The sequence below is a fragment of the Pantoea sp. X85 genome (genome assembly GCF_029623675.1).
Classification (GTDB): domain Bacteria; phylum Pseudomonadota; class Gammaproteobacteria; order Enterobacterales; family Enterobacteriaceae; genus Pantoea; species Pantoea leporis.
Map to the genome: position 1 here is coordinate 280,993 of NZ_CP121109.1, position 25,095 is coordinate 306,087.

Consider the following 25,095-nt stretch of genomic DNA (forward strand, 5'->3'; position numbering starts at 1 on the left):
AATAAGGCTTTTCACCAAGTGTAAAAGTGTCAGTAAACTGGTAACAATTTCTTGCATTGGAAATCTTAATGCGTATATTTCTCATTTGCTTTCTTAACGGCTTCCTTACTGTCGTTCCTCTTTCCGACGTCAGCAGCGGTGCCGCAAAAAAATAACGATAAGTTGATTGAGGAATCGTATGTCTTTCAGTGATTTGCGCGTCAAGAAACCCGGCAGTGCGCCTCAGCGTGCGTTACGTCTCTCTTTACTGGCTGTGATGGTTGCGTCAGGTATCGCGCAGGCAGCAGAGACCACCAACACCGAACAGACGCTGAACGTGGATGCCAGCGCCAACGCCGATCAGCAACAGCAGGCGGCACAGGATTACAGCGTACCGGTGACGCGTGCCGGTACCAAAATGGCGCTCACCGCGCGCGATATTCCGCAATCGGTTTCAATCGTCAGCAAGCAGCGTATGCAAGACCAACAGCTGCAATCGCTGAACGATGTGCTGAAGAACACCACCGGTATCCACGGCGTCTCTTCCGATATGGACCGCACCAACTACTATTCGCGCGGTTTCCTGATCGACAACTATATGGTCGACGGTATTCCAACCGCCTTCGCCTCACGCTGGAACCTTGGCGATGCGCAGAGCGACATGGCGCTGTATGAGCGCGTCGAAGTGGTGCGCGGTGCCACCGGCTTGCTGACTGGCCCAGGCAATCCTTCCGCCTCCATCAACATGGTGCGCAAGCACGCCGATAGCAAAGAGTTCACCGGTGATGTTTCCGCCAGCTACGGCAGCTGGAACAAGCAGCGTTACGTTGCCGATCTCTCTGCACCGCTGTCGCCTGAAGGGAACGTGCGTGGTCGACTAGTAGCGGGCTATGAAGATAAAAACAGCTTTATCGAACGCTACGGTGCAGACAAAAAGTTCGTTTATGGCGTGGTTGACGCTGATCTGACCGACTCCACCAAATTGTCGGTTGGTTACGAATTTACCCAGGTAAACACCGATTCGCCAATGTGGAGCGGTTCCCCGCGCTGGTATACCGACGGTTCTCAGATCAAAGCGCGTCGTGGTTACAACACCGCGCCAGACTGGGCTTACAACAACAAAGAAAAAAAAAAGGTCTTTGTTAACCTGCAGCAAAACTTCGATAACGGCTGGAACATCACGCTTAACGGCACGCATAACGAAATGTTCCTCGACAGCAAACAGCTGTATATCGATGGCTTCTTTGATAAAACCACCGGCGTGGGCTCTTCTTCTTACGCGGGATATCCGGTTATCGGCGGCACCGGCTACAACACCGGCAAACGTAAAGTGGATGCGGTGGATGCCTTCGCCAGCGGCCCATACGAATTGTTGGGACGTCAGCATGAGCTGATGATTGGCGTTAACTACAGTCGTCAGGACAACAAGTACTACAGCTCGTGGGAGAACATCTCATCAGCAGAGCTGGGTAACTTCAATAACTACAACGGCGATTTCCCGGAATCTAACTGGGATCCGCGCGAACCGGCTTCAGATACACAGCTGGTACGTCAGAAATCTGCTTATCTGGCAACACGCATCTCGCTGGCCGATCCGCTGCATGTGATTCTGGGCGCGCGTTATACCAACTGGAATCGTCAGACGCTGAGCGAAGAGATGGAGAAGAACAACATCACGCCGTACGGTGGTGTGATTTGGGACTTCTACGACAACTGGTCGGCATATGCCAGCTACACCTCGGTATTCCAGCCACAGGATTATCAGGATGCCTCGGGCGGATTCCTGGCGCCGGTGATTGGCAAGAACTACGAAGCGGGCGTGAAATCAGACTGGTTTAACAGCCGCCTGACTACCTCGATCTCCGTATTCCGCACTGAACTGGATAACGTTGGCGAAGCGACCGGACAAACCAACCCGGAAACGGGCAATGCCATCTATGTGGGTAAAAGTGGCGTAGTGAGCCGTGGCGTGGAGTTTGAAGTCAACGGTGCGGTAACCGATAACTGGCAGATGACCTTCGGCGGTACCAGTTATGTGGCGGAAGATCGCGAAGGCGAGAATTACAATTCTCAGCTGCCACGCACCTCATTCAACCTCTTCACCAGCTATCGCTTGCCGATGCTGGATCAGTTGACCTTGGGTGGTGGCGTGACCTGGCAGTCGAAAACCTACGGCGACATTGGCGGTCCAGACGGCGAAGGCACCTGGCGCGCACGTCAGGGCAGCTACTCGGTGGTGGATCTGTTCGCACGCTACGACGTCACCAAAAACGTCTCGCTGCAGGCGAACATCAACAACCTGTTCGACAAAGAGTACGACACCAACGTCAGCAACGGCGGTATCGTGTACGGCGATCCGCGTAATTTCTCCGTCTCGGCGACGTATCGTTTTTAATCAAAATTTAGGGTGCGTGTCATGCGCACCCAATAATAAACCCGTCAAATCACCTTAAGCAGGCCTTTTATAGCAACTCGTATTTCTTCTGATTACCCTCCAGACCAATAAATTCCAGCGTCATGATGTACTCCTCTCAGCATAAAGGGCGGATTTGCCCACGGAAGTGAAAATGGCGTCGTCCTGCGGCGTATGTATGCGACCGCACAACACATTTCTCAGGTGACGTTGTAACGGATGGTGGCGCGTCAGCGCGTGGTTGCCGATGCTTTCCACCATCAGCTGCACGCTGCGAATGGCGTTTTCGGTTACCACCTGTTTGATTTGTGCGGCATGTCCGCTGGCGACGTGGCCGTGGGCAGCGCTGCTTAGCATAGTTTGACTGGTAAACAGCAGCGTATCGATGCGGCCAACCAGCTCCTGGAAGCGCGGCAATGATGCCAGCGGTGCGCCAAGATTGGCCGGCACGCGCTGCTGCAAAAAGGCGATAAACCAGTCGCGCGCGCTATGCGCAATGGCGTCGTACAGCGAACCGAGCAGCACCGCCATCCAAACTGATTCTTCTTCGTTGAGGCCCGCTCGCTGCGTGCTCCACGGCGCGACGTTGACCGCGTGATCGAGCGGGATCAGCACCTCGTCCAGCACCACGCGATGGCTACAGGTGCCGCGCATGCCGAGGTGATCCCACTCATCAATGATGTGGATGCCGGGCGCGTTGGCTGGCACCAGATAGCCGCCGACCAGCGGATCGGCATCGTCGCTGCTGGCCCACACCAGAAACCAGCTCAGCCCATAGCTGCCGGTGGAGTAAATCTTCTCGCCGCTGATGCGCCAGCCTTCAGCGGTGCGGCGTGCGCGGGTGGCGGGCAATCCGCCGCGCGCGGGCGTGCCTAATTCGGGTTCGACGCGCAGCGCGTTAATCAGCGCACCGTCGCGAATCACGCTCTCCGCCACCCTGCGGCGCACCGCGTCTGGCCAGTTTGAGCTGTCGTCGAGGCGACGCGTGTTGAGATACTGCATGATGAGAATCAGCGCTGCAGAAGGTTCGCCGCGCGCCACGGCCTGGATAATCGCCTGGCTTGCCAGCAGATCGCCGCCGCTGCCGCCCAATGTTGTCGGTAATACAAAGTGCAGCAAGCCATGCTGCCGCAACACGCTAAAAGCCGCTTTGGGAAATTCGCCGCTGCGATCAACTTCTTCAGCGTCTTTTTCTAAGGCCTGAATAATCACCGGCAATATTTCAGCCAGAAAGGGCGGGTTATTTGCCATGCGTTATTAATCCCCTTATTAAATCAGGCTTAATTATTTCCTGTTCTGCCACCGCTGTAAAAGCAATAAACCGGCTATATACATGCGGAATCGGCATAATTCTGCCGCCGGTGGAAGTGTTAATTTGCAATGGCTGTTTCTGTGCGAGCCATTAATTAGGGTCAACACCTTCACCTGCATTTATTTTTGGGAGTCATTTAATGCCAAATAGTTATTTAGTTTCCCGTCGGCATTTTCTGGGATATTCCGCCGCCGCGGCGATGGCGGCAACATTACCGGGCCGCGTGTTTGCCGATGATCATATGGCGGGCATGCAGATGCCCGGCGATTTACTGCAAGATGGCCCCGGAAAATGGGCGCTGGCGAAGCCAACGCATGTGCGTCTGGTGGTCAATCTCAACGCCATCTGCCTTGCGCCGGTAGTGGTGGCCGATCAGCATAACTTCTTTAAAGCGCACAACCTGGAAGTGGAGTTCGTTAACTTCGGCAACTCCACCGAACTGCTGCTGGAATCCATCGCCACCGGCAAAGCCGAAGCTGCCATCGGCATGGCGCTGCGCTGGCTGAAAGCGCTGGAGCAGGGCTTTGACGTCAAACTCACCGCCGACACGCACGGCGGCTGTATGCGCCTGCTGGCGCGCGATGGCGGGCCGACCACGCTGGAGCAGCTGAAAGGCAAAACCATTGGCGTCACCGACATGGCGGGCGCGGATAAAAACTTCTTCTCGCTGATGCTGAAAAAGCACGGCGTCGATCCCAATACCGATGTCGACTGGCGCGTGTTCCCGCAGGATTTGCTGCCGATGGTGCTGGAGAAGGGCGAGATTCAGGCCGCCAGCGGTTCCGATCCGGTGATGTGGCGCTTAACCCAGAAGCCGGGCTACCGCGAGATTGGCACCAACTTAATGGACGAGTACGCCAGACTGAGTTGCTGTGTGGTGGGCACGCGCGGCAGTTTGATTCGCGAACAGCCGGAAGTGGCGGCGGCGATCACCCACGCGATTCTGCAGGCGCATGCTTATGCGGCCAAACACCCGGAAGCAATTGGCAGCGAGTTTAACGGCCAGGCACTCAACACCACGCCGCAGGAGATCGCCAGCGTGCTGAAAACCCATACGCACGGACACTATTCGGTGGGGAACGCGTTTGTGAATGAGATCGACGTGTATGCGCGTGATTTAAAGGCGATCAACGTGTTACGACCGGAAACCGATCCGCTGTTGTTTGCTAAGGGGATTACCAGCAACGTGCTGGTTTGAATTGAAATCGCGCCGCTACGAATACATGCAGGACTCTGTAGCGGTGCGATTTATCGCGCATTATTTTCAGGCGATTTTCCTGGAGGTTTGCACGGCGCTCGCCAGCTTCAGCGATTCCGCTGGTACCTGATGCGCGAACAGCTGGGTGGTTAAATAACTGCTGCCGCCATCGGCCAGCAACACCACAATGCGTTTGCCGCGATTCTCCGGTCGCGCTGCAACCTGTTGGGCCGCCCACAACACCGCCCCGGAGGAATCCCCCACCAGCACACCTTCGCTCAGCGCCAGCTGCCGCGCCGCTGTGTACGCCTGCCAGGTTTCCACCGCGATTACTTCATCGTAAACGCGGTGATCGAGATTGGCAGGAATACGCTCAGGCGTCTGGTTGCTGAACGCATGCACGCCGGTAATTTCCAGTGGATCCGGACGCAGTTCGCTCGGCTGTGAACCCACGCCCGGCTCCACGGCGATAACCTGTAATCCCGGATGCTGCTGTTTGAGATAGCGTCCGGTGCCGGAGAGCGTGCCGCCGGTGCCGACGGCGGCGATAAAAATATCCAGCTCGCCGCCGCTATCGCGCCAGATCTCCGGCCCGGTGGTGCGCTCATGGATCGCCGGATTGGCCGGATTATCCAGCTGCAGCAGGAAGTGCACTTCCGGTTCCGCCGCAGTGACCTGCTCGGCCAGCCATTTGGTGGCGGCGACGAAATCGCCGTTGCTGGCATCGTAAAACGCTTTAAAGCCTTCAATGGTACTGAACGGCACCACTTCGGCACCGTACGCCTGAATAATCTGGCTGCGTTCGATGCTAACGAAATCATTGATATAGACGCGGAACTTGTAGCCTTTCGCCGCCGCAATCGCCGCTAACCCAATGCCGGTGTTGCCGCTGGTGGTTTCAACCAGCGTATCGCCGGGCTGAATAATGCCGTTGCGTTCGGCGGCTTCAATCATGCTGAGGGCGATGCGATCTTTCACGCTGTGATTGGGATTAAACAGTTCGAGTTTGGCGACCAAATCGGCCTGAATATCGTGTTGCTGCGCGTAGCGAGACAGGCGCAGCAGCGGCGTGTTGCCAATCAGTTCAGTGATAGAAGCAGAAATTTTTGCAGCCATAATCGACCTCATAAATAGATGAGATGAGCCTGAATGATTGCGCGATAAATCGCGCCGCTACGGATGGGTGCACATACCGGATCGGCGCAATTCATTACGCAATGTATGTCGTTACCATTTCACCGCGCTGCGCTGCCATGACAACAGGCGATCGCGCACCAGGAACAGCAGGGAGATCAGCGAAGAGAACAGCAGCGCCATCACAATCAGCGCGGCGTACATATTGGCGTAAGCCGCCCAGCCTTGCGCCCACTGCAGATACCAGCCGAGCCCGGACTTCACGCCCATCATCTCCGCCGCCACCAGCACCGAGAACGACGCGCCCAAACCCATAAACAGGCCGACAAACAAGTGCGGCAGCGCTGCCGGCACCGCCACGCGCAACACGAGGAACAGCGAATTGGCACCGAGCGTGCGCGCCACATCGTAATAACGCGTATCAACGCTGGAAACGCCCGACCAGGTTAGCACCGTCACCGGGAACCAGGTCGCCAGCGCAATCAGAAATACCGCCGCCGAGAAGCTTGACGGGAAGAAGTAGAGCGACAGCGGCAGCAGCGCGGTAGAAGGCACCGGGCCAAGGAAGCGCAGGATCGGATGCACCCAATAACCCAAGCCGCGCGACCAGCCAATCGCTACGCCGGTAATAAAGCCAACCACGCTGCCGTAGATAAAGCCGAAGGCCAGCAGACGCAGCGAATTGAGCACGCTATCCAGCAGGCGCGGCCAATCGGTGGCGTAGGCTTCGACCAGCGCACGCGGCGGGGCGAAAAACGGCGCGGGCAGCAGCGCCAGTTTGCCAGTAACGGTTTCCCACAGGCCAATCAGCAGCGCCAGTACCATCAGCCACGGACCGCTGCGTTTGAGCGGCGCAAGTAGTGTCAGCCGTGGGAACAGACCCGAGGCAATCGCCAGCCCGGTGAGAAGCAGCGCGATGGCGGCAAACAGCTCGTGCGTTTCATTGACAAAGCGCGGGGCGGCAAAACCCTGCGGCTTATCCGGCACCGCCACCATCAGCGCGACCAGCGCCCACCACAGCAGAAGCGCACCCCAAACAGCCGGTTGAAGGCGGCGCGGCACATCACGGTTGCGGGCAATCGTCAGGGTTTCACTGGCCATTCTCGTCTCCTTAGCTCGACATGTTGCTCATGTGCGCCATATTGCTGGCGTGCTGATGGGCGGATTCCGCCGGCAGCAGCTCTGGCACATAGTGTTCGGCGAAGCGCTGCGCATCGGTATCCGGGCGGATCACGTTGATTTTTTTTAGCTCATCGATATAAACCGCCACCTCTTTGCGCAGCTGCACGCCGGTGGAGTGATGACTATGAGTGTGCTCTTTCAGCATCGCGGCGATATCCTCCACCGCGACGGAGCCAGGCACAAACGGCTGGAAGATTTTCGCCGTCTCTTCCGGATGTTCGGCGGTCCACTGCTGCGCATCGACAATCGCCTGGGTGATAGCACGCGCGGTGGCGGGATCGTCACGCACCAGCGAGCCGCGCAGACCCAGCACACAGCAGGTGAGGTTGGCGTATTCGCCTTTCAGGTTGTTATCGACTTCCACCAGATCGTGCTGCTTCTTCAGCAGCCAGCCCTGCGGATCGTCGGTGGCGAGCGCCTGCACTTCGCCTTTGCGCAGCGCTTCGCCGAACAGGTCGGGCGGATATTGCAGCCAGTTGACCTGCTTATCGGGATCGATGCCCTGTTTCGCCAGCTGAATGGCGAAGAAGTTGCGAATCGGGCTAGCTTGATCGCTGACCGCCACCGATTTGCCCACCAAATCTTTCACATCGCGGATGCCGCTATTTTGCGGCGCGAGTAAACGCATGCAGCCGCCGTGCGTGCCGACGGTGAGATCCACATCAAAACCCTGCTCCAGCGGTTTCAGCCAGCGCAGCGCCATGCCGATGCCGCCATCGGCCTGACCGGTGGCAATCGCCTGTAACAGCGCATCGGTGGGGCCGCTGAAGTTCACCGGCTCAACATTCAAGCCGTACTTTTTAAAGAAGCCTTGCTTCAGCGCCACAGATATCGGTGACTGACACACTGCGGTTTGCCCCCAGGCCAGCTTGATGGTTTTGAGGGGTTTTTCGTCGGCAAACACGTTGCTGCTCAGCAACGGATTTACCGCCACGCCGGCACTAAAGAGACCCAGCCCGCGTAATAACGCGCGGCGGCTCAGAGAGAATTGTTGCAATGCCATCCTGTCTTCCTTGTAGATAAAGTTCACAGGCACTATGGCAAAGGCAATTAGCGCGACCAAATAACAATCCCGCATGACATCATGCAGTTTTTCATTATGAATATTTGCGGATAGGTTTGCCGAAATGGCTATTTCAGTGTGGGAAAGGCGAGGCTTATGCTTTATTTCTTAGCAAATCAAGCAGGAGCGAAAATATGGCTACCACTTCGGCGGGCGTTAATATTGCGATTGAGAAGGTGAATCATCACTTCACCTTAGAAGGCGAAGATTTACCGGTGCTGGAGAATATTAATTTGCAGGTAGAGGCCGGTGAATTTGTCGCGCTGCTGGGGCCGTCCGGCTGTGGCAAATCGACGCTGCTGCGTTTGCTGGCAGGCCTCGAACCGCCCGCCAGCGGGTTACTGGCGGAGGAGGGCAAAGCGATCACCGCGCCCGATCCGTCGCGCGTGGTGGTGTTTCAGGATCCCACGCTCTATCCGTGGCGCACCGTCTATGACAACGTCGGTCTCGGTTTGCAGATTCGTGGGGAGAGCCGGCCAGTGCGCGAACAGCGTATCAACGCGATGCTGGATCGCGTCGGCCTCAGGCAGTTTGCCCGTGCCTGGCCACATCAGCTTTCGGGCGGTATGGCGCAGCGTGCAGCGCTGGCTCGCGCGCTGGTTAACGTGCCGCGTTTGCTGATCCTCGATGAACCGCTCGGCAAGCTCGATTCCCTGACGCGGTTGCGGATGCAGCAGGAGATTGTCGACCTGTGGCAGGAGCAGCAGTTCACCACGCTGATGGTGACGCACGATGTTGAAGAAGCGTTGGTGATGGCGAATCGCGTGGTGGTATTCAGCCCAAGACCGGCGAAAGTGGTGGATGTGATCGAGGTGGATCTGCCGTGGCCGCGCCGTCGCGATGATCCGCAGCTGGTGGCGCTGCGCAGCAGGATATTGGATTTGTTGGGGGCGGATCGGGTAGCTGCGTGATGTGGGTCGCCATTCATGGCGACCTTCTGGCATTTACCCCTGCACGATCCGGCAACCGGCCAAAATATCATCCGCAGGTTGATACTCGCTGGTTTGAATCCCCGTCAATCCCAGCACGGTGGAGAACAGATTATCCTGCGAATAACCCTGATGCGCCGCTTGTTTATCGACACAGCGTTTACTCACGCCATAACGCTGCTGGTAATCTGGTGACAGCCAAATCAGCATCGGCACATGTTTCTGCACATCCGGTGCAATCGCATACGGCATACCGTGCAAATAAGCGCCATTTTCCCCCAACGACTCACCGTGATCCGATAAATACACCAGGCTGGTGGTGTATTGATCCTGATGCGCCTTCAATACATTGATCGCCTTATCGACAATGTAATCGATATACAGAATGGTGTTGTCGTAGGTATTCACCAGCTGCTGTTGCGAACAATCCTGAATTTGATTGGTATCGCAGGTCGGCGTGAATTTTTTAAACTGCGGCGGATAACGGTTGTAATAGGTTGGGCCGTGACTGCCAATGGTATGCAGTACGATCACGCCGTTGCCTTTGAGGTTTTTAATATAGTCCTCGATACCGTGAAATAATACCTCGTCATAACACTCCCCATCGTGACACATATTCGGCAGATTCAGACTGGTCATATCCTGATGCGGGACGCGATCGCAGGCACCTTTACAGCCGCCGTCATTGTCATTCCATAAAACCTGCACGCCGGCGCGCTGGATAATATCGAGCATGCCTTCCTGATGTTCAGCGAGCTGATCGTCATAATGCGCGCGCGGCATATTCGAGAACATGCATGGCAAAGAGACCGCAGTAGCGGTACCGCAGGATTGCGTATTGGGGAAATAAGAGACGTCATCTTTCGCCAGCAACGGCGTGGTTTCGCGGCCATAACCATTAAGCTGGAAATTCACCGCGCGCGTGGTTTCACCCACCACCAAAATCGTTAGATTGCGCTTTGCACCCGCCAGCATCTGCGGCTTTTGTTTGGCATCTAAGCCAATTTTCACCAGCGGCAAATTGGCGGTGCGGCTGTGGCGATACCAGGAAAGTGTCGCCACAATGGAGTTCGACGGGCTGAGCGATTTGATCAGCTCTTTTTGGTTACGAAACAGCGAGGCGTAATCCTTATAGAAAAATGTCGCCACCAGGGCGATGCAGATGACCGACACCACAATTGACGCGGCGCGTTTGGCGATGTTTTTCCACAGAGGTTCGTTATGTTTAATCCGAATCCAGAATACCAAAAGGGCAGCGAGCAGGCCGCTGCCACCCAGCGTGATAATTAACTTAGGCGACAATAGAGCAAAGGACTCGGACGGTGTGGTATCCAGAATATTCACGATCATCGAGCGATCAATAACAATGCCGAAGGTCCAGATGAAATATTGCGCAGCCGCCGCCACTAATACGAACAGCGCAAGAATAAGCCGGTCAAGCCAAACAAAAGAGGCGAGGGTGGCGATAATATTGATCACGCTAAATGCCACCAGCGGCATTGAGACGAAGACGAATATCGTGCGCAGCGTATCAAGCGGCATTGCTGCAATCACCTGACGATAAAAGGCAATATTCAGGAACACCGCAATATAAATTGAAAATAGCGAAATAAACGTCAGCCGACTTAGCGTCGGTCTTTTGCGCAGCGAAAACGTCATTGGTCCATCCGTAACAGTGAAGATGGCGCCAGATTAAGAAAAGAAGGTTAAGTCAACCTTAGGCTGAATCCTTTGAGGCAGATTTATCTTTAGACAGCATCATTGCGGCTGACCGTGGTGAACAATAATTCGCGCAACCAGCGATGCCCGGCATCGCGGTGCGTTCTTTCATGCTACGCCACGGTTTTGGTGAAGCCTGAATCTCCAGCGGCGGCGCGCGCGTCCCATCGCATTCAAAGCCGCATCGGTGACGCCGTGAAAATTCCCGCCGAGATAAGACACCAGCGCGTGATTCTGTGCGCAGAAGTGGTTAACGTGAGATTTCCAGGGTGGGGCAGCGATGATCGTCTGGACGTGCTGCATGCATGGTTGATCGAAGATCTTTCCGATAATCGCGTGCGCCTCCTGACGCAGGAAACTCAAAACGGCAAACCGGCGGTTGAGCCGGCAAAAGCGCAGGCGAACCCGATGATTAACGGCCATCAGGATTGGCGTTTGGTCAAACTTGCCACGCGTGCCCATATTCATCAAACACCTATTGCGCGATAAATCGCGCGGTGATTAGATAATATTACTAACGTAATTTCATCACTTCCTCCTGCGTCAATCCGTTTTAATCCTCTATCTCCTTGAATAGAAGAAATTCTCCACTGAGGTCTAAAGTAATCGGCATTGCTGCCGATACAAACCTGTGAATTTTTTTTATCAATTAGCCTCAACCATTAATCATTGTTTCCTCCGCACGACAGAGGATTTTTCAATCAAGGATTTGATGTGAATTTACCCTTTTCTAAAAAAGCTGCATTCGTGCTGATCGCCGCTTCTCTGACTTCCAGTTGTGCCTCAATGAATGACTTTGCTCGTGATTACGGTACCGCTGCCGGTTGTATCGGCGGTGCCGCACTGGGTGGCGGCATCACTTATCTGGTGACTCACGACGCCAGGAAAGCCCTGGTGGGTGGACTGGCAGGCGGCGTAGCGGGATGCGTGGTCGGAAACGTTTGGCAGAATCGTGAACAGGCGCTGGCTGAAGTCGCCCAGGAAGAAAAAATTCGCATCAGCACTCAGGCGCTTAAGGCGCAGGAGAACAGCAAGCAGGAGCCGGTTGGGATTGTTGCACAAGTTGAGGACGGTACCATGTTCGCCATCGACAGTGCAGAACTGACCAGCAGCGGCATGCGTCAGGTGCAAAAAATTGCCACAGCGATGAAAGGCGGCCAGCAATCCTCCAACGATGTTTTGCTGGTGGTGGGACATACGGACGCCACGGGCAACGCCGAACACAATCAGCAACTTTCTGAAGCGCGTGCCCGCAACGTTGGGCTGGTACTGGAGCAAAGTGGCATTAAAGCCAGCCAACTCTATTTCCAGGGCGTGGGTTCCTCACGTCCACTGGCGGATAACGATTCCCTTTCGGGTCGGGCACAAAACCGCCGGGTTGAAATCGTGGCGTTGGCGAATGAAGCACTGTTACGCCAACGTCTGGCGCTGGAAAGCAATAACCCACTGTATTTGCGCCACAGCTCTGCTGCTGAAAATACGCTGGCGCGTACTTCAACCACCAGGGCGGCACCACGTATAGCGAGCAAGAAGGCTGCGACTAAAAGCGTTGAAGTAAAAGCGCCGGAAGTGGTGACCCAACCCACTCAAGCCATTGCTGAGAGCAATCCCGTTAACTTTGTCGATTTTGGTGGCAAGCCCACCAGCGCAAAGGTTACGGGTCTCGCCAGCAACTTAAAGCCGCTGTCGCAAGGTTTCAGCCTGATTAGTCAGGCGCAGGCCAGCAGTGTCAGCGGTAGCTGTCTCACCGATCTTCCCCGCGTCAGTGGGCTGGCTAAGAATTTAGCCAGCGGTAAGGCGATCGATCAGCATGATACGCGGGAATATCTGCCCAATATGAACGGGCGCGCGTGGGCTGGATTGGTGAATGGCAACCTGGTGACATTGACGCCAGTGTTTGTTCTCAAGGAGGGTGCCGTGGTGACGCAAAACCCTCAAGTGCTCATCACGCCAAACTATGCGCAGGGCAACCGCAAGGCGCTACAAGGCATGGCAAGTGTCGCCAACAGTTGGGAAGGTGAAGACAGCATTCTTTACCGCGTCTACATCGCCGATGCCCAGCATCAACCGATCTCGTGCGTCGACCTCTTGCTGCCGAAATCGGGCAAGCCTGCGCAACAAGGACAGCTCTTTTATAGCAATCATCGTCAGCCGTGGCTGGCCAATTACGCTCCTCAGCGTGGATAAACGGATAACACTCTTATGGAAATTTTAGATACCTTAATGCAGGCGATCGCCACCTATCGCTACATCTTCTGGCCGCTTTTCGGGCTATTGGCGCTAACACTTGGCGTGATCAAATGGTGGGATCAAGTTCGTTACTTCTTTCTCAACCTGTTTTGTTCCCTACCGCTCTTTGGCCACATCACCCGTTTGTCGCGTAGCCATGAATCTCGCCGTGCGGGCACCGGCGGACGCATCTGGCATCCGGCTGAAGAAGCGTTGTGTGGCAAGTTTTATCAATTTCATAGCATTTCAAACCGCGATGCCGATTTTTATCTGCGCTGCGTTAACTATCTGAACAAAGTGGATGAGCGGGGCCGCAAACCGACCAGCGTGGTGTTGTGGTTATGCAGTATCGCCCTCGTCATTCTGGAGGCCTTTATCTTTGCGCTGGTACTTTCGCCATTCATTGCCAACAACATCTCTGCGAACCAGGCGGAGCTGTCGGCGATTGTGGTTTCGGTGCTGATTGGTGTGATTTTAGTGCCCGCAACGCATTTAATGGGCACGCAGTTACACAAAAATACGCTGCTGAGCAAAATCCGCTACTGGCATAAAGAAGCGCGTCTGGAAGGCCATGCGCAGGCGTTGGTCAAAGACAACCGCGTCTCGCTGGAAAACAGCCGCATTGACGATGACGCACCAAGCTATTTGCAAATGCTCAACCGTGTGAACCACGGTATTGGCGCAAAACCGCAATATGTACAAACGGTTGTGACGCTGCTGCTGATCGTCACCTTTGCGGTAGGCGCCTATTTCATTCGTGCGGCAACCATTAATGCCGCCGAAACCCAGGCCGTTAATGGCACGCCGTTCAGCCAAACCAGCGCGGCGAGCAACGCTTCACCTTTTGAGTTGCCACAGCAAGCGGTGGAAGATAATCAGCTGGCTGATAAACAAGCGGCGAAAGAGGTCAGTGACAACCGCGTGTTCGCCTCCAAATTGACCTTCATTATTTTGTCGGTGATTTTCATTGGCGTGCAGATTATCGGTATTTTGATTGGTTATTACCGTTCTCTGGTCGGCATCGAATCGCGCCTGGCGGCGAAATATATTGGTAATTTCAGTAGCTCTGAAGAGTTTGCCGCGTGGTACGCCATGCGCCGTGAGCGCGTAGAGCGTGATGCGCAGGATAAACTGGCAAGCTTGCAGAATCGTATGGCGATGCAACGCGCCAGTAGCGCCAGCATTGCACAAACTGATGTTCGGACCTTCGACGATTACGTGCGCGGTAAGCAGCGCGATAAAGCACTGGCTGACGATCAGCATCAGCAATTTAACGCCACGCGCGCAACCGTTGCTCAAGAGCGACCGGTACATCAGCCAGAACCGGCTTTAGTATTTGAACCTACAACGCCAACACCTGCACCGGTGGCACTGCAAACGGCACCTGTTGCTAACGCCGATGAAAAGGCGCGCATCGCGGAGTTGGGCGATTTGACAGCCTTAGATGATGAAGAACTGCGTTTGGTGGCTGAGGATTTGGGTCTGCCAATGGAAGCACTGCTCAGTCGTCGTAAAGTGCAGCGCGTGCTTAATAAGGCCAGAGGGTAATCAGGTGAAGATCAGCAAATGGTGTTTGCTGCTGTTAGCCGGGGTGAGTGCCCTGGCGCAGGCTGCGGATCGCAACGATATCCCGAGCTGTTATGACTATGCCAAACTCAGTCAATATCGCCCGGCCAACAGCGGTCGTGAGCTGGTGGTGATTATTGATCAAACGGTTAAAGTGCCGCTGCAGATCAAAAATGCCAGTTGGCAGCAGATTATGCGTTTTAGCCAGCCCGGCGATCATGTGGTGCTGTATCAGTTCTCGGCGTTGTTGCAGAACAATTTCATGCAGCGCTTATTTGATGGACGTCTGGAGCCGCTACTCACGGACAAGAAGATCCGCGACAATCAAGGCATGGAGAGTTTGAAGAACCTCGACAAATGCCTGAGTGAGCAAAAGCAATATTTCGCGAGCGCAATGGGTGGGTTGATGGCAAAAAGTTTCGCTGAGAAGGGCGATAACATCGCTAAAAGCGAGATCCTCGATAGCCTGAAACGCATTAGTCACGATCTTGAGCAGGATGAAAACGCGTCACGCACTCTGTTTCTGATCTCCGATATGTTGGAAAACAGCGCTTTTGATAGCTTCTATCGCAATAACGCGCTGCGTTTGCTTTCGCCTGAGAAAGCGTTGCAGCAGGTTAAACAGCAGAATTTGTTAGCGGATTTTGCCGGCGCTAAGGTATTTGTCGCAGGTGCAGGATTGATTGATACCGACGCGAAAAATAATTATCGCTCAGGCAAAATCATTCAGCAGCTTGAGATATTCTGGCGCGACTATTTTACTGCGTCTAATGCAGAGTTAGTAAGTTTTGGTGCACCGGCGTTGAATGTAGATTTGCAATAAATTATTCAGAAACGATGTATTCACTGCCTCAACGTCTGGCCAGGGCAGTGAATATGAGTCGTGACTTCGTTACCATAATGGTTTTAGGGTGGATTACCCATGTTCATCTGCTCACCGTTGATCTGGGTAAAGCGCTTTAACATCTCCCGCATCTGGCATTGAAAGAATGTGTGCATATGGCAAGGTCCGCTATGAGTGAGGAGCGGAAGTTCATAATTTTTTCGACAATCTTCTAAGCGGTTATGCTAGAAATAAACAGCTACAAAGGGAATGGACATGACATTGTTTGAAGAATGTAAGGAATTGCTCAAGGCAGATTTTGATGTTGTGGAAGGAGATGATTTGAGCATGGTAATGGATATTTTTCATCAATATCCATGGCATAGCGGTAAAATTATGTGGCATGAAATGGAATTCAGCGATCATGAAATTACTGATGAGATGTTTAATGGGGGCGGCTTAGGTAATGAAACTGTATTTGTCATAGCGGATGATGCTAATGTGCCTGTGTTCAAAACGCATCTACAACTCATTGTCGATAATATCTACGATGTTATCTCCATATCATCTAATGTCTTTATATTTAATGATAATTTAATGATGCAACCATTATTTCCTCACGATTTTATACGGTTTAGTTTGCGAAAGTGATTCGCTGAAGTTCTGGCCAGAACCCCGCATATTAGTACATTCCGATGTTAGCAATGTCTGCTTTTAGCACGTAGCTGACCATCGGACTGAACTGAAGGTCCGCTGCGAACGAAAGCAGGCGTAGTTTTCAATTGCTGATTCTTTTATTTAATATCCTAACGCACGATTGACTTGCTCATATTGATACCCGTTACTCCAAAACCGCTGCTCTCGTATACATGGAAAGCACGAGCATTATCTCCAGCTACGCGTAGTCTAATCTCTTTAAAACCCTTATCCTGAAGATCCTCTTCAAAAGCGCGAAGAGCCTGTTTACCCAATCCCCCTCCCTGAAGTGAATTAAAAATATGAAAATCATAGATAAATACTGTGCGCATTGCCGCGTCTGGTTTGTACCAGAGATAGCCTACGTGCCTCTCAAATACATCTAATTTCGCGAAAATGGACAGTAAAATTTGCCCGTGCGTATTCACTCCTTCCGCAAGCAACTTTGATATTTCCTGCCTGGCCATCGTTAGAGAATCACTTTTAGACATTCTATAATTTGACGCTATCTCAATTGCATAATCAGGAATAAAATATTCCAGATAAGCAGAGTACTCTTCTTCTGTCATTGAGCGAAACGAGACCATCTTTTAATCCTTATTGAGGAAGTCATACAGACAGAAAGGGCCATACTAATAGCGCCAATACCAGTGTAACGTCAAATTATTCGTTTATGGAATAACAACACTTCCGATCGATTACATGAAAGTGATACTCAATGTCCGCTTCTGGCACGAAGCGGACAAGCTAACTGAGTCGAGGTCGCTATGAGCGAAGAGCGGACTTTTAGTCAAAAAGATCCCCGTTTTTGCTTAGCTGAACATTGCCTATATGCGAAACGCTTGCACTGGCAATTTCAGAGAGTGCCAATTACTATCCAGAATCTATGGATATGAACATTTTGGGCTTTATGCCAGCCTTACTCCCTGTTGCCCTGTCTCCCGGAGCGAGCTTCACTCTCGTTATGAACAGTGCTCTGACAGGAGGTAACAAAGGTTTATTTAGAACCCTCGCCGGAACCGCTCTGGGCATATATACCCATGCAATTTTTATAGGGTTTGGTATCACGGCAGTGCTCATCTCGTCGTCAGCAGCGTTTGCTGTGCTTAAAGTAACCGGAACTGTCTATCTGCTTTGGTTAGGCGCGATGCTTATCCGGAGAGGGATAGCGGTAAATTCAGGCGGGTTTACTGGTGCAAAGCATTCCGTGACTTTAAAAGAGGCTTGGCTGGCTAATGTTTTGAACCCTAAAGCCATCCTTTTTTATTTGACGGTCGTTTCACAGTTCGCAGGCGCGAAGGGTGGCGTTTACAACTACCTTATACTGGCATCAGTTCATATAGTGGTTATGAGTATCTGGCTTTTTGCAATCACTCAAACGCTCATATTCTCAGCCAAAAAAACTAACCCGCGAATGCTGAAAAAGTACGTCAACATTGTCGGCGGGATAATGCTCATTGCTTTTTCTCTGCACAACCTTATCTATTAACTCCATAGAAATACCGTTGTTCCTGATGGTCTCTACGGCCCGCAGGCCAGAGGCCGGCAAAGGCAAATTCCCGGTCAGGGGCTTCCGCGCTTGATACCATCCAAAAGACTTCAGATGTCTTCATGGTCATTTCCGGCCCATCCTCTGCATCCAGCTCTTTTCCCAGCGAGGAGGCAAGGGCAACGATGCCTTTGCGGCGGCCCACAAGTAACAGAATGTGGTTCTCATTTAGCGGCATGTCAGGCGTAACGGCGATGACTTTATCGCCGCGTTTCATGCGTTCAACGGTAACCGGGAAAGTGGGTTAGCTAACGCTCTAATCTGAGTAATGCTCCTGCTCGCGGCCGCTCCTGCCAGAAACACCCGACCTATCAGTTCAGATAAAGCAGGCATCTGTCTTGATGCCGGTATGATTACACCATGCATCAGTTCCTGTTCAGCTTTTATTGCGTCTTCACGAATAGAGCGCCCCATAATTTTGGCAAGAATGTTAACGCAGATAATGATGGCACCCAGGGAGCCGAAGATGTATGTCACCGCATATCCCACCGCGACATTCCCCTGCATCTGCTGGAGCTGTGCTGGATCAAGTTCAGTTTTGCGATGGCGACCGCAATTCTCTTGTCCAGCGCAAATATGCGCCCAGTTTGAATTTACCAATCCACGTGCCTACAGCGTGAGAAAGAAAAAGCGCCAGCTCCGGTGATAATCGAAAAACTTCATGAATCAAATCCATAGAAATATATCCTGCAGAGAAAATTCTTAGGACTCAGGCATATTTTTCTGCCTGAAGAGTGATTATTCAGTTAGAAGAAACGTCAGCGTTTGATGCTTATCTCAGGGTAGCTTTATAATTTACTTTCGCAAATTAAAAATCCTAAGAAACAGGTTTAAGGTAGTGCAAAATACTGATAAGTAGTCTAATTTTAATCGTTACATTTTGAAGGCGAACCGGCAATTTATTACATACGGTTAACTTTTTTATTCATTTTTCGACTGAGTCAAACTATTAAGCATTATAAAATGGTTAATCATTATGGAAAACTCATGCAAAGTGGCTATATTATTCCTAAGCAAATGACTTGTATCTGTCATCTAAATGCTAATATTATGTAAATAATTGATATGCAAATGCTTGCGCATTGTTTCATAACATGCTCACCGCGTAACGCTACAGTATTTAGATTACGCGGGTGCAGCAAGTAACATTCCACACTACGCCACTCTATCGGAAAATATGAGGTCGTTATGTCAAGTGAATCAGTTAATGATATATCAAAAGACTTATCCGCCTTTGTAGGGACGCATTTTGTCTATACCTATGATAATGGATGGAAATATGAATGGTATGCGCGTAATGACAATACGTGTGATTACAGGATTCATCAGGGGTTGGTAGGTGGTCGTTGGGTGACAAATCAAAAAATGAATGCCGTGCAGTTCGCACCTGGCATTTATAAAGTCGACTGGCACGAGCCGACAGGAACCTGTGTGAGCCTGTTATTTGACATTGAAAGAAAGATCATTCATGGCACCATCTTCTTTCCTCAGTGGATTGCAGGTGAAAATCAACATCCCGAAAAAACAATTTGTTATCAAAATGAGTTCATTGAGGATATGCATCGCTTCCGCGATGAAGGACCGGCATATCCCTATGTTGTGATACCCGAATTTGCCAGGGTCACGTATATGAAAAATGAAGGGCCTGATAATGATGCTGTTATTAATATGCCCCCAGGTCAACTTCCGGACAATTTCTTCGATGGGAAATAATTAATTCCGGACATTACTGCTTCATTACACTGACACCTCAAAGCCAATTCATTTGGACGCTGAGGTGCCGAACAGAGTAGTAGAGATTTTAAGTGAGCGGAAAGAGCCAGGAAACCTCGCTACTTTTTTCAGGCCAGCCAAATGGTTCAGCTGGCCTTTATTTAAACGTTTTTAATAAGGGAAGTGGTCAGCTCAGCGCGACCCTCACTTTTAGTGCAATCACCAGCGCGGCAAAACACATTATGCAACCCGCGGTAATGAAAACACCGGTTACGCCGCTGAGACCAAAAAGTAATCCTCCCAATGCAGCACCCATAGCAATTGAGGATTGAACTGCTGCGACTACCATGCCGCCAGCGGTTTCAGCCTGATCGGGAACGGAACGCGCTACCCAGTTTGACCACGCAACGGGTACGCCACCAAATGCCATCCCCCACAACGCGACGAACAACATCAATCCTGCTTCCTCAAGTGGCAGCAAAATCATGCTTAATGCCGCTAAACCAACAAGTGCTGGCATCAGTACCAGGGTAAGACGCAGGCTTTTCTCCATCAGCCACCCGGCCAGCAGCGTACCGATAAAATTAGCGACGCCAAATCCAAGCAGTATCAAAGACAAACGATCCACATCAAGTTGAACGATATTTTCAAGAGCCGGACGAATATAGGTAAACAGCGCATATTGACCCGTATGGGCAATCACACAACCCGTCATTCCCACAGCAATGCCTGGACGGCGGAGTAAATCCATGACAGATGCCGTAATCATCATTTTACGCGGAGCCATCCCAGGAAGCGTAAACAGCTGGAAAAGCAGTGTCAGCAGGCCAACTGCGGTTGCAGCGATAAAAGCACTACGCCAGCCATAAAGCCCACCTAAATAGCTCCCCAGCGGGATCGAAACCACGGTACCGACAGCAATACCGCTAAAAATAATGGAGAGAGCACGCGGGACGCTTTTTGCAGGGACCAGTCGCATAGCTACGGCAGCAGCCATACTCCAGAAGCCTCCCAGCGCGATGCCCAGCAGAATGCGCATGACCAGCAGAACAGCCAGACTGGAGGAGAGTGCGACAAGCAGGTTGGAGGCGATCATCAGCACGGTAAAACCCAGTAAAACAGTTCGGCGATCATAATTACGCGTCAGCCGGGGAACCATCAGGCCCGCAAACAGGGCCACCACAGCTGTCACCGTCACAGCCTGACCAGCAAGCGCTTCGGTCACACCAAGATCCGCGGCCATGGGTGTTAACAGGCTGGCAGGAAGATATTCTGCAGTCAGCAAGCCAAACACGCCCATCGTCAGTGAAATAACGGCCATCCATGCGGATTCTTTGGGTTCCGAACTGTTCAAACTAACGGATGCAGCTTCAGTTGCTTCGTTTCTCATAACACACTCTTTTTTGGAGAAAAAATGATAACTCCAAGTCTAGAGTTGAGCCGCTGGACGATCTATGATGCCACATCCTGATTTTTTACCCGAAACTCCGGTTATGCATGTGAATAAACACTTTGCCCTGTCATCCGAACTCATTAGTGAATTGCTGCTGGAAATGCGTCTGCGTGGCGTGCAGTATCGCCGTTTACAGACGGGCTCTGAGTTTGGCGTCGGTTTCAGCAGCAGACTCGGACATGCCTATTTTCATTACATCGCAGTGGGTACTGCTCTGCTGCGCACACATGATGGTACGTTGCACGAACTGAAAGCCGGGAGCATGGTATTCATGCCGCAGGGCGAGGAGCATCAGCTTTTATCGGATGTCAGCTGTTCATTTCAACATATCGACACGTTCGGCTCTGCTCCTTTAGGCGAGGCCGTCAGCGGAATTAATACCTGCCCGAGTTCGCATCCGACACCCAGCACAGTTCTGTTTTATGGCTGTATGGAGTTCGATCTTGGTGGAATGCAGGGCCTGGGTAAACTGATGCCGCAAGCCATCGTGGTTGAGGCAAATGAACAGATTTATCCGGGGCTGGTTCCCGTTCTGGGCGCGATGAAATCTGAAATCTGTTCCGGACGCGCGGGCTTCGCGGGCATTCTGGCACGCCTCGCAGAAGTGGCGGCGGCCATGATTGTGCGTGGATGGATTGAAAACGGCAGCGAGAACGCCGCTGGTCTGATCGCTGCGTTACGTGATCCACGACTTGCCCGTGCCATTCTGGCCATTCATCGTGATACAAGCCGGGAGTGGTCTGTTGCCGAGCTTGCTGCCCAATCGCATGTATCCCGTTCTGTTTTTGCTGAACGCTTCAAATCAATCATCGGCATACCTCCGCAGCGCTATGCAAGGGAAGTGCGAATGCGCATCGCGGGTCACTGGATTACTCACGATAAGATCTCAATTGACACCGTAGCGCTTCGCCTCGGCTATGCCTCGCAGGCAGCCTTTAGCAGAGCGTTCAAGCGTATTAATGGGTATCCACCGGGCGCTATGCGTCAGCGAACAGCGAGAGGCGTTAATACAGTAAGTGAGTGAATGCTATTATTGTCATTTGCTGGATTGAATGTAGAAGACCTTAAAAACTGAGCGGAAACGACTTTTCATCATTAACCGTTCCGTAAATTTCTCCGGTGTCCGCTTCTGGTACAAAGTTGCTGGTTGTAAGAAGCGGCTGTCTGTAATGAGCAAAGAACTGACATAACGTTTACAGATGCTGGTGGTTTTGAAATTACGCAATCAAGCAAGATGATTAATTCTGATCTGACTGACTTTGTCACTAAACATTCTTTCCGAATATGCTTTTTCGTTCATGTAGGAAAGCACGATTTTTACGATGCGATATCGAATATTAAAATTAGGAACCTGGGATTCTAAATTGAAGTCAAACGAATTTGTTTTTAAAGGAATAAAGAATATGTCATGCTTAAAAAAATATGTATAGTGGGTCTTCCCCAGTAATGAGGATATAATCGACAGTTCTACATTTTACGTTACTTTACTCATGCGTCTAGTCGTGTCAGGAACCTGGGCTTCTAAATTGAAGTTAAACGAATTTACGTTTAAAGGAATAACGAATATGTCATGCTTAAAAAAATATGTATATGCCCCATTTATATCACTACTTTATGGTGTTTCAGCAACGGCCTCACCAGATTTGATGTATGACATTGATAAGAAGGACTATTCGGTGTCAACAGAGGTAACGCCACAATTTTCCTGGGATAAAAGTGAGTCTCAAGGTGATAAAACCCAATATTGTCTTACTCCTCGCGATCCAGGATGCAGCAAAATGTGGCATGAGGAAAAAGCGAAGGATTATTCCTGGTCCACAGAGGTAACGCCAAAACTATCTTGGGAGAAAAGTGAGTCTCAAGATGATAAAACTCACTATTGTCTTACCCCTAGCGATCCAGGATGCAGCAATATGTGGCATAAGGAAAAAGCGAAGGAGTATGACGAGCGGAGGCAGCGTTCCCAACAAAAAAGGCTTTATAATTAACATAAATGATCGTTCAAAAGCTCATATTCAGTTTTCCATAGTGGGATATTACGCCTGGCTTGTAACGTTCTTAATAGTTAGGCTGATAATATTTGACGATTCATTTCTTGAGAATTTTTTGCAGCTTATTTAGAATGCATCTAAAAATCGCACCAAACCGCCTCGTATTCATTTACTGATTCGCGAAATATTATGAATTGGACAGAATAACTTGAGCGTCCAAAGTCAGTTCCTTTTGGGAATATTGTCTGACCAGCTTGTTCGTATTTTCATTTGAGCCACGCTGTCAGGGAGATTGAGGACCACAGAAATAAATCCAAATGTCTGTCGCTACCGTAAATCGAGCGTGGCTGGTCGTTTGGCGCCTCGATCCCATGTTAGTGTTTTATAAAAGCTCAGCTGGTAATTCCGCGCTTGTTTGATGAGTGCAGATACAACAGTTATGGTTTTGTTGTCGCTGATTTTGGACAGCATAACAAAGCGGGAATGGCGTTCAACGTGGGTGACGATATAGGAGTTAGTAGACATCTCTATGTTTGGTCGGGTTAAATATGGCTAATTCGTTAAATAACCTTGATCCCGAGCTGAGTTGATCACACCTGCACTACAACCCATATTCCTCGCGCAACAACCCAAACAGCCAATCGTTATGCCACGCATTTCTCAGCCAGTAACTTTCTCGCAGTTCACCTTCTAATACAAAACCGACTTTTTCCAGCAGTCGCCGTGAGGGCGTATTGCCTGCGGTGACGGTAGCGCTTAGGCGTCGAATGCCGCCGTCGCTGAATGCATAGTCACAAATCGCGCGGAGCGACTCGTGCGCATAGCCTTTGCCATGCGCTTCAGGTGCGAACAGAAAGCCGACTTCGGCGCAGTCATTTTCCCTACGAATATAACCGCTGACGCCGAGGCGATTGCCTGACTGTTTTTCCCGCACCACCAGACACAGCCAATGCGCGCTGAATGGCGACCAGCGCGGCAATCTTGCTGTAAAATCGGCGTGAATTTTTTCATCGGATTTTGCATCGGCGACGTAATGCATGACGTGAGGCGAGAGCTGGAGCTGACGGAAGAAGTCCCAGTCGTCTTCCGCGATCTGCGAGCAAGTGAGTCTGGGCGTGTCGAGATGCAGGTTAGCGGTCACTTTTCACCTTTAGAATTCAGATTACTCCACAACGATATTTTACAACGCTCATAACGTAGCGGCGCAATTTATTGCGCAATATCAGGCTAGTTGCGCAATCGCCATCACATTGCGCGATAAATCGCGCCGCTACGGATACATGCAAAACGTGATTATTGCTGGAACCGCAACGCCACACCAAACGCCTGCTCGGCACCAACAATAATCGCCGACTCTTCTTCGCGGAACGGCACATCACCGAGCAGAAGGCTGGCTTTCACTTTGCGCAGATCCGAGGTGCGCAAACTCAATCCGGCCATGCGCGCGCTGCCGTCGTAATCAATCGGCAATCCGGCGAAGCGCTGCGTAACGTATTCCGCGGCGGCAAAGCGTACCGTTGCCACGCCCGCTTTGAGCACAAACGCGCCTTCCTGACAGGCGGTGAGTTTATCTGCACCGAATAAACGGCTGTAGGGCTGCGCAGCGGCGGCGGGATCCTGCGCCACCACCACGAACTCGACGATATCGCTCACGCCATTCGGATGGACGCGCCACGCGTCCTGCCACACCGAATCCGGTGTGTCGTGCTGACAAAAGAAGCTGCGGCCGTTCGCAACCAGCGACGGGCGCAACCGCACGGTGCGGAAGCGTGCTTCCTGCTCGGTGCCGTCCGGCAAAGTAACGGGACGGAAAAAGCTCGCAGGCAGATCGCCGTCGATATCCTGGCTCTCAAGATAGCGCCACACCGCATCGGCATCCTCGGTTTTCCACACTAATCCGCTGAGGCCAATCGGCGACTGCCACAAATCCTGGCGCAGATTGCCGCGCCCAGGCTCAAACCCCAACAGCTCCAGATAGTTATCTCCAAAAATCGCCAGATGATTACTGGAGCCGAGCGAATGATGGCCGCGCTCGGTCAGCTGAAATCCCAGGCGACGAAACAGCGCGCTGGCGTCATCCAACTGGCTGGTAACGTTGATCACCACATGGTCGAGACGTGGAACAGGTACAGAAATCGCCATCGCT

22 protein-coding genes and 3 pseudogenes are annotated in these 25,095 nt (G+C 51.9%); 12 read left to right on the forward strand and 13 right to left on the reverse strand.

Translation table 11 applies throughout. The features are described 5' to 3' along the window. The first annotated feature begins 178 nt into the window (after positions 1 to 178). Positions 179 to 2,374, forward strand: a complete 2,196-nt coding sequence (gene fhuE / locus P6287_RS20860) for a ferric-rhodotorulic acid/ferric-coprogen receptor FhuE (protein ID WP_277975288.1) — start codon at positions 179 to 181, stop codon at positions 2,372 to 2,374. A 120-nt stretch (positions 2,375 to 2,494) separates the two neighbouring features. Here fhuE and P6287_RS20865 read toward each other — a convergent pair whose 3' ends face one another. Further along, positions 2,495 to 3,643 (reverse strand): acyl-CoA dehydrogenase family protein, encoded by a 1,149-nt coding sequence (locus tag P6287_RS20865; RefSeq protein WP_277975289.1) that lies wholly within the window; start codon positions 3,641 to 3,643, stop codon positions 2,495 to 2,497. A 200-nt stretch (positions 3,644 to 3,843) separates the two neighbouring features. On the opposite strand from P6287_RS20865, the gene P6287_RS20870 reads away from it, so the two are divergent. After that, a complete protein-coding gene (locus tag P6287_RS20870; protein WP_277975290.1) occupies positions 3,844 to 4,902 on the forward strand; it encodes an ABC transporter substrate-binding protein in 1,059 nt (352 codons plus the stop codon). A 66-nt stretch (positions 4,903 to 4,968) separates the two neighbouring features. Here the strand turns inward: P6287_RS20870 and P6287_RS20875 are convergent, their stop codons facing one another. The 3 genes from P6287_RS20875 to P6287_RS20885 all read right to left on the reverse strand — a co-directional run bounded on the left by P6287_RS20875 (position 4,969) and on the right by P6287_RS20885 (position 8,221). Next, positions 4,969 to 6,018, reverse strand: a complete 1,050-nt coding sequence (locus P6287_RS20875; protein ID WP_277975291.1) for a pyridoxal-phosphate dependent enzyme — start codon at positions 6,016 to 6,018, stop codon at positions 4,969 to 4,971. A gap of 111 nt (positions 6,019 to 6,129) precedes the next feature. Then, positions 6,130 to 7,137, reverse strand: a complete 1,008-nt coding sequence (locus tag P6287_RS20880; RefSeq protein WP_277975292.1) for an ABC transporter permease subunit — start codon at positions 7,135 to 7,137, stop codon at positions 6,130 to 6,132. A gap of 10 nt (positions 7,138 to 7,147) precedes the next feature. Beyond that, entirely contained in the window at positions 7,148 to 8,221 is a 1,074-nt protein-coding gene (locus tag P6287_RS20885) for an ABC transporter substrate-binding protein (protein ID WP_277975293.1), read from the reverse strand. 194 nt (positions 8,222 to 8,415) lie between these two features. Here P6287_RS20885 and P6287_RS20890 point away from each other — a divergent pair, with 194 nt between their 5' ends. Continuing rightward, entirely contained in the window at positions 8,416 to 9,192 is a 777-nt protein-coding gene (locus P6287_RS20890; RefSeq protein WP_137386993.1) for an ABC transporter ATP-binding protein, read from the forward strand. Positions 9,193 to 9,225: 33 nt separating this feature from the next. Here P6287_RS20890 and eptA read toward each other — a convergent pair whose 3' ends face one another. Then, positions 9,226 to 10,869 (reverse strand): phosphoethanolamine transferase EptA, encoded by a 1,644-nt coding sequence (gene eptA, locus P6287_RS20895; RefSeq protein WP_277975294.1) that lies wholly within the window; start codon positions 10,867 to 10,869, stop codon positions 9,226 to 9,228. An 89-nt stretch (positions 10,870 to 10,958) separates the two neighbouring features. Then, positions 10,959 to 11,184 (reverse strand): annotated as a pseudogene (locus P6287_RS20900) (LysR family transcriptional regulator); the annotation flags it as partial. Positions 11,185 to 11,202: 18 nt separating this feature from the next. Here P6287_RS20900 and P6287_RS20905 point away from each other — a divergent pair. From P6287_RS20905 to P6287_RS20925, 5 genes and pseudogenes are all read left to right on the forward strand, one after another. Next, positions 11,203 to 11,418, forward strand: a pseudogene (locus tag P6287_RS20905) (hypothetical protein); the annotation flags it as partial. A 225-nt stretch (positions 11,419 to 11,643) separates the two neighbouring features. Then, on the forward strand, positions 11,644 to 13,116 hold the full coding sequence (locus P6287_RS20910) for an OmpA family protein (protein ID WP_277975295.1): 1,473 nt from the start codon (positions 11,644 to 11,646) through the stop codon (positions 13,114 to 13,116). A 15-nt stretch (positions 13,117 to 13,131) separates the two neighbouring features. After that, positions 13,132 to 14,706 (forward strand): hypothetical protein, encoded by a 1,575-nt coding sequence (locus P6287_RS20915; protein ID WP_271460327.1) that lies wholly within the window; start codon positions 13,132 to 13,134, stop codon positions 14,704 to 14,706. A 4-nt stretch (positions 14,707 to 14,710) separates the two neighbouring features. Continuing rightward, positions 14,711 to 15,547 (forward strand): hypothetical protein, encoded by an 837-nt coding sequence (locus tag P6287_RS20920; protein ID WP_277975296.1) that lies wholly within the window; start codon positions 14,711 to 14,713, stop codon positions 15,545 to 15,547. Positions 15,548 to 15,823: 276 nt separating this feature from the next. After that, positions 15,824 to 16,198 (forward strand): hypothetical protein, encoded by a 375-nt coding sequence (locus P6287_RS20925; RefSeq protein WP_110867228.1) that lies wholly within the window; start codon positions 15,824 to 15,826, stop codon positions 16,196 to 16,198. A gap of 155 nt (positions 16,199 to 16,353) precedes the next feature. Here the strand turns inward: P6287_RS20925 and P6287_RS20930 are convergent, their stop codons facing one another. Beyond that, positions 16,354 to 16,830 carry a GNAT family N-acetyltransferase gene (locus P6287_RS20930; protein WP_271460330.1) on the reverse strand — a complete coding sequence of 159 codons (477 nt, stop codon included), beginning with the start codon at positions 16,828 to 16,830 and terminating at the stop codon, positions 16,354 to 16,356. 299 nt (positions 16,831 to 17,129) lie between these two features. Here P6287_RS20930 and P6287_RS20935 point away from each other — a divergent pair, with 299 nt between their 5' ends. Further along, positions 17,130 to 17,732, forward strand: coding sequence for a LysE family translocator (locus tag P6287_RS20935; protein ID WP_277975297.1), 603 nt, complete (start codon positions 17,130 to 17,132; stop codon positions 17,730 to 17,732). Here the strand turns inward: P6287_RS20935 and P6287_RS20940 are convergent. Both P6287_RS20940 and P6287_RS20945 read right to left on the reverse strand, forming a co-directional pair. After that, positions 17,722 to 18,009, reverse strand: a complete 288-nt coding sequence (locus P6287_RS20940; protein WP_192412857.1) for a hypothetical protein — start codon at positions 18,007 to 18,009, stop codon at positions 17,722 to 17,724. The genes P6287_RS20935 and P6287_RS20940 overlap by 11 nt on opposite strands. Continuing rightward, complete coding sequence (locus P6287_RS20945; protein ID WP_192412859.1) at positions 18,006 to 18,392, reverse strand: hypothetical protein; 387 nt, start codon at positions 18,390 to 18,392, stop codon at positions 18,006 to 18,008. The genes P6287_RS20940 and P6287_RS20945 overlap by 4 nt, the downstream gene beginning before the upstream one ends. A gap of 588 nt (positions 18,393 to 18,980) precedes the next feature. On the opposite strand from P6287_RS20945, the gene P6287_RS20950 reads away from it, so the two are divergent. Further along, positions 18,981 to 19,505 (forward strand): phenolic acid decarboxylase, encoded by a 525-nt coding sequence (locus P6287_RS20950; protein WP_110868449.1) that lies wholly within the window; start codon positions 18,981 to 18,983, stop codon positions 19,503 to 19,505. 187 nt (positions 19,506 to 19,692) lie between these two features. Here the strand turns inward: P6287_RS20950 and P6287_RS20955 are convergent, their stop codons facing one another. Beyond that, positions 19,693 to 20,895: an MFS transporter gene (locus P6287_RS20955; protein WP_277975298.1), complete on the reverse strand. Its 1,203-nt coding sequence runs from the start codon at positions 20,893 to 20,895 to the stop codon at positions 19,693 to 19,695. 64 nt (positions 20,896 to 20,959) lie between these two features. Between P6287_RS20955 and P6287_RS20960 the strand changes: the two genes are divergently transcribed. Beyond that, a complete protein-coding gene (locus P6287_RS20960) occupies positions 20,960 to 21,982 on the forward strand; it encodes an AraC family transcriptional regulator (protein WP_192412863.1) in 1,023 nt (340 codons plus the stop codon). A 478-nt stretch (positions 21,983 to 22,460) separates the two neighbouring features. Next, positions 22,461 to 22,946 (forward strand): hypothetical protein, encoded by a 486-nt coding sequence (locus P6287_RS20965; RefSeq protein ID WP_277975299.1) that lies wholly within the window; start codon positions 22,461 to 22,463, stop codon positions 22,944 to 22,946. Positions 22,947 to 23,142: 196 nt separating this feature from the next. On the opposite strand, the pseudogene P6287_RS20970 reads toward P6287_RS20965, so the two are convergent. From P6287_RS20970 to P6287_RS20980, 3 genes and pseudogenes are all read right to left on the reverse strand, one after another. Next, positions 23,143 to 23,480: pseudogene (locus tag P6287_RS20970) on the reverse strand (IS30 family transposase); the annotation flags it as partial. Positions 23,481 to 23,550: 70 nt separating this feature from the next. Then, positions 23,551 to 24,090 (reverse strand): GNAT family protein, encoded by a 540-nt coding sequence (locus P6287_RS20975; RefSeq protein WP_277975300.1) that lies wholly within the window; start codon positions 24,088 to 24,090, stop codon positions 23,551 to 23,553. Between the two features lie 152 nt (positions 24,091 to 24,242). Then, complete coding sequence (locus tag P6287_RS20980; RefSeq protein ID WP_277975301.1) at positions 24,243 to 25,091, reverse strand: VOC family protein; 849 nt, start codon at positions 25,089 to 25,091, stop codon at positions 24,243 to 24,245. Positions 25,092 to 25,095 lie beyond the last annotated feature (4 nt).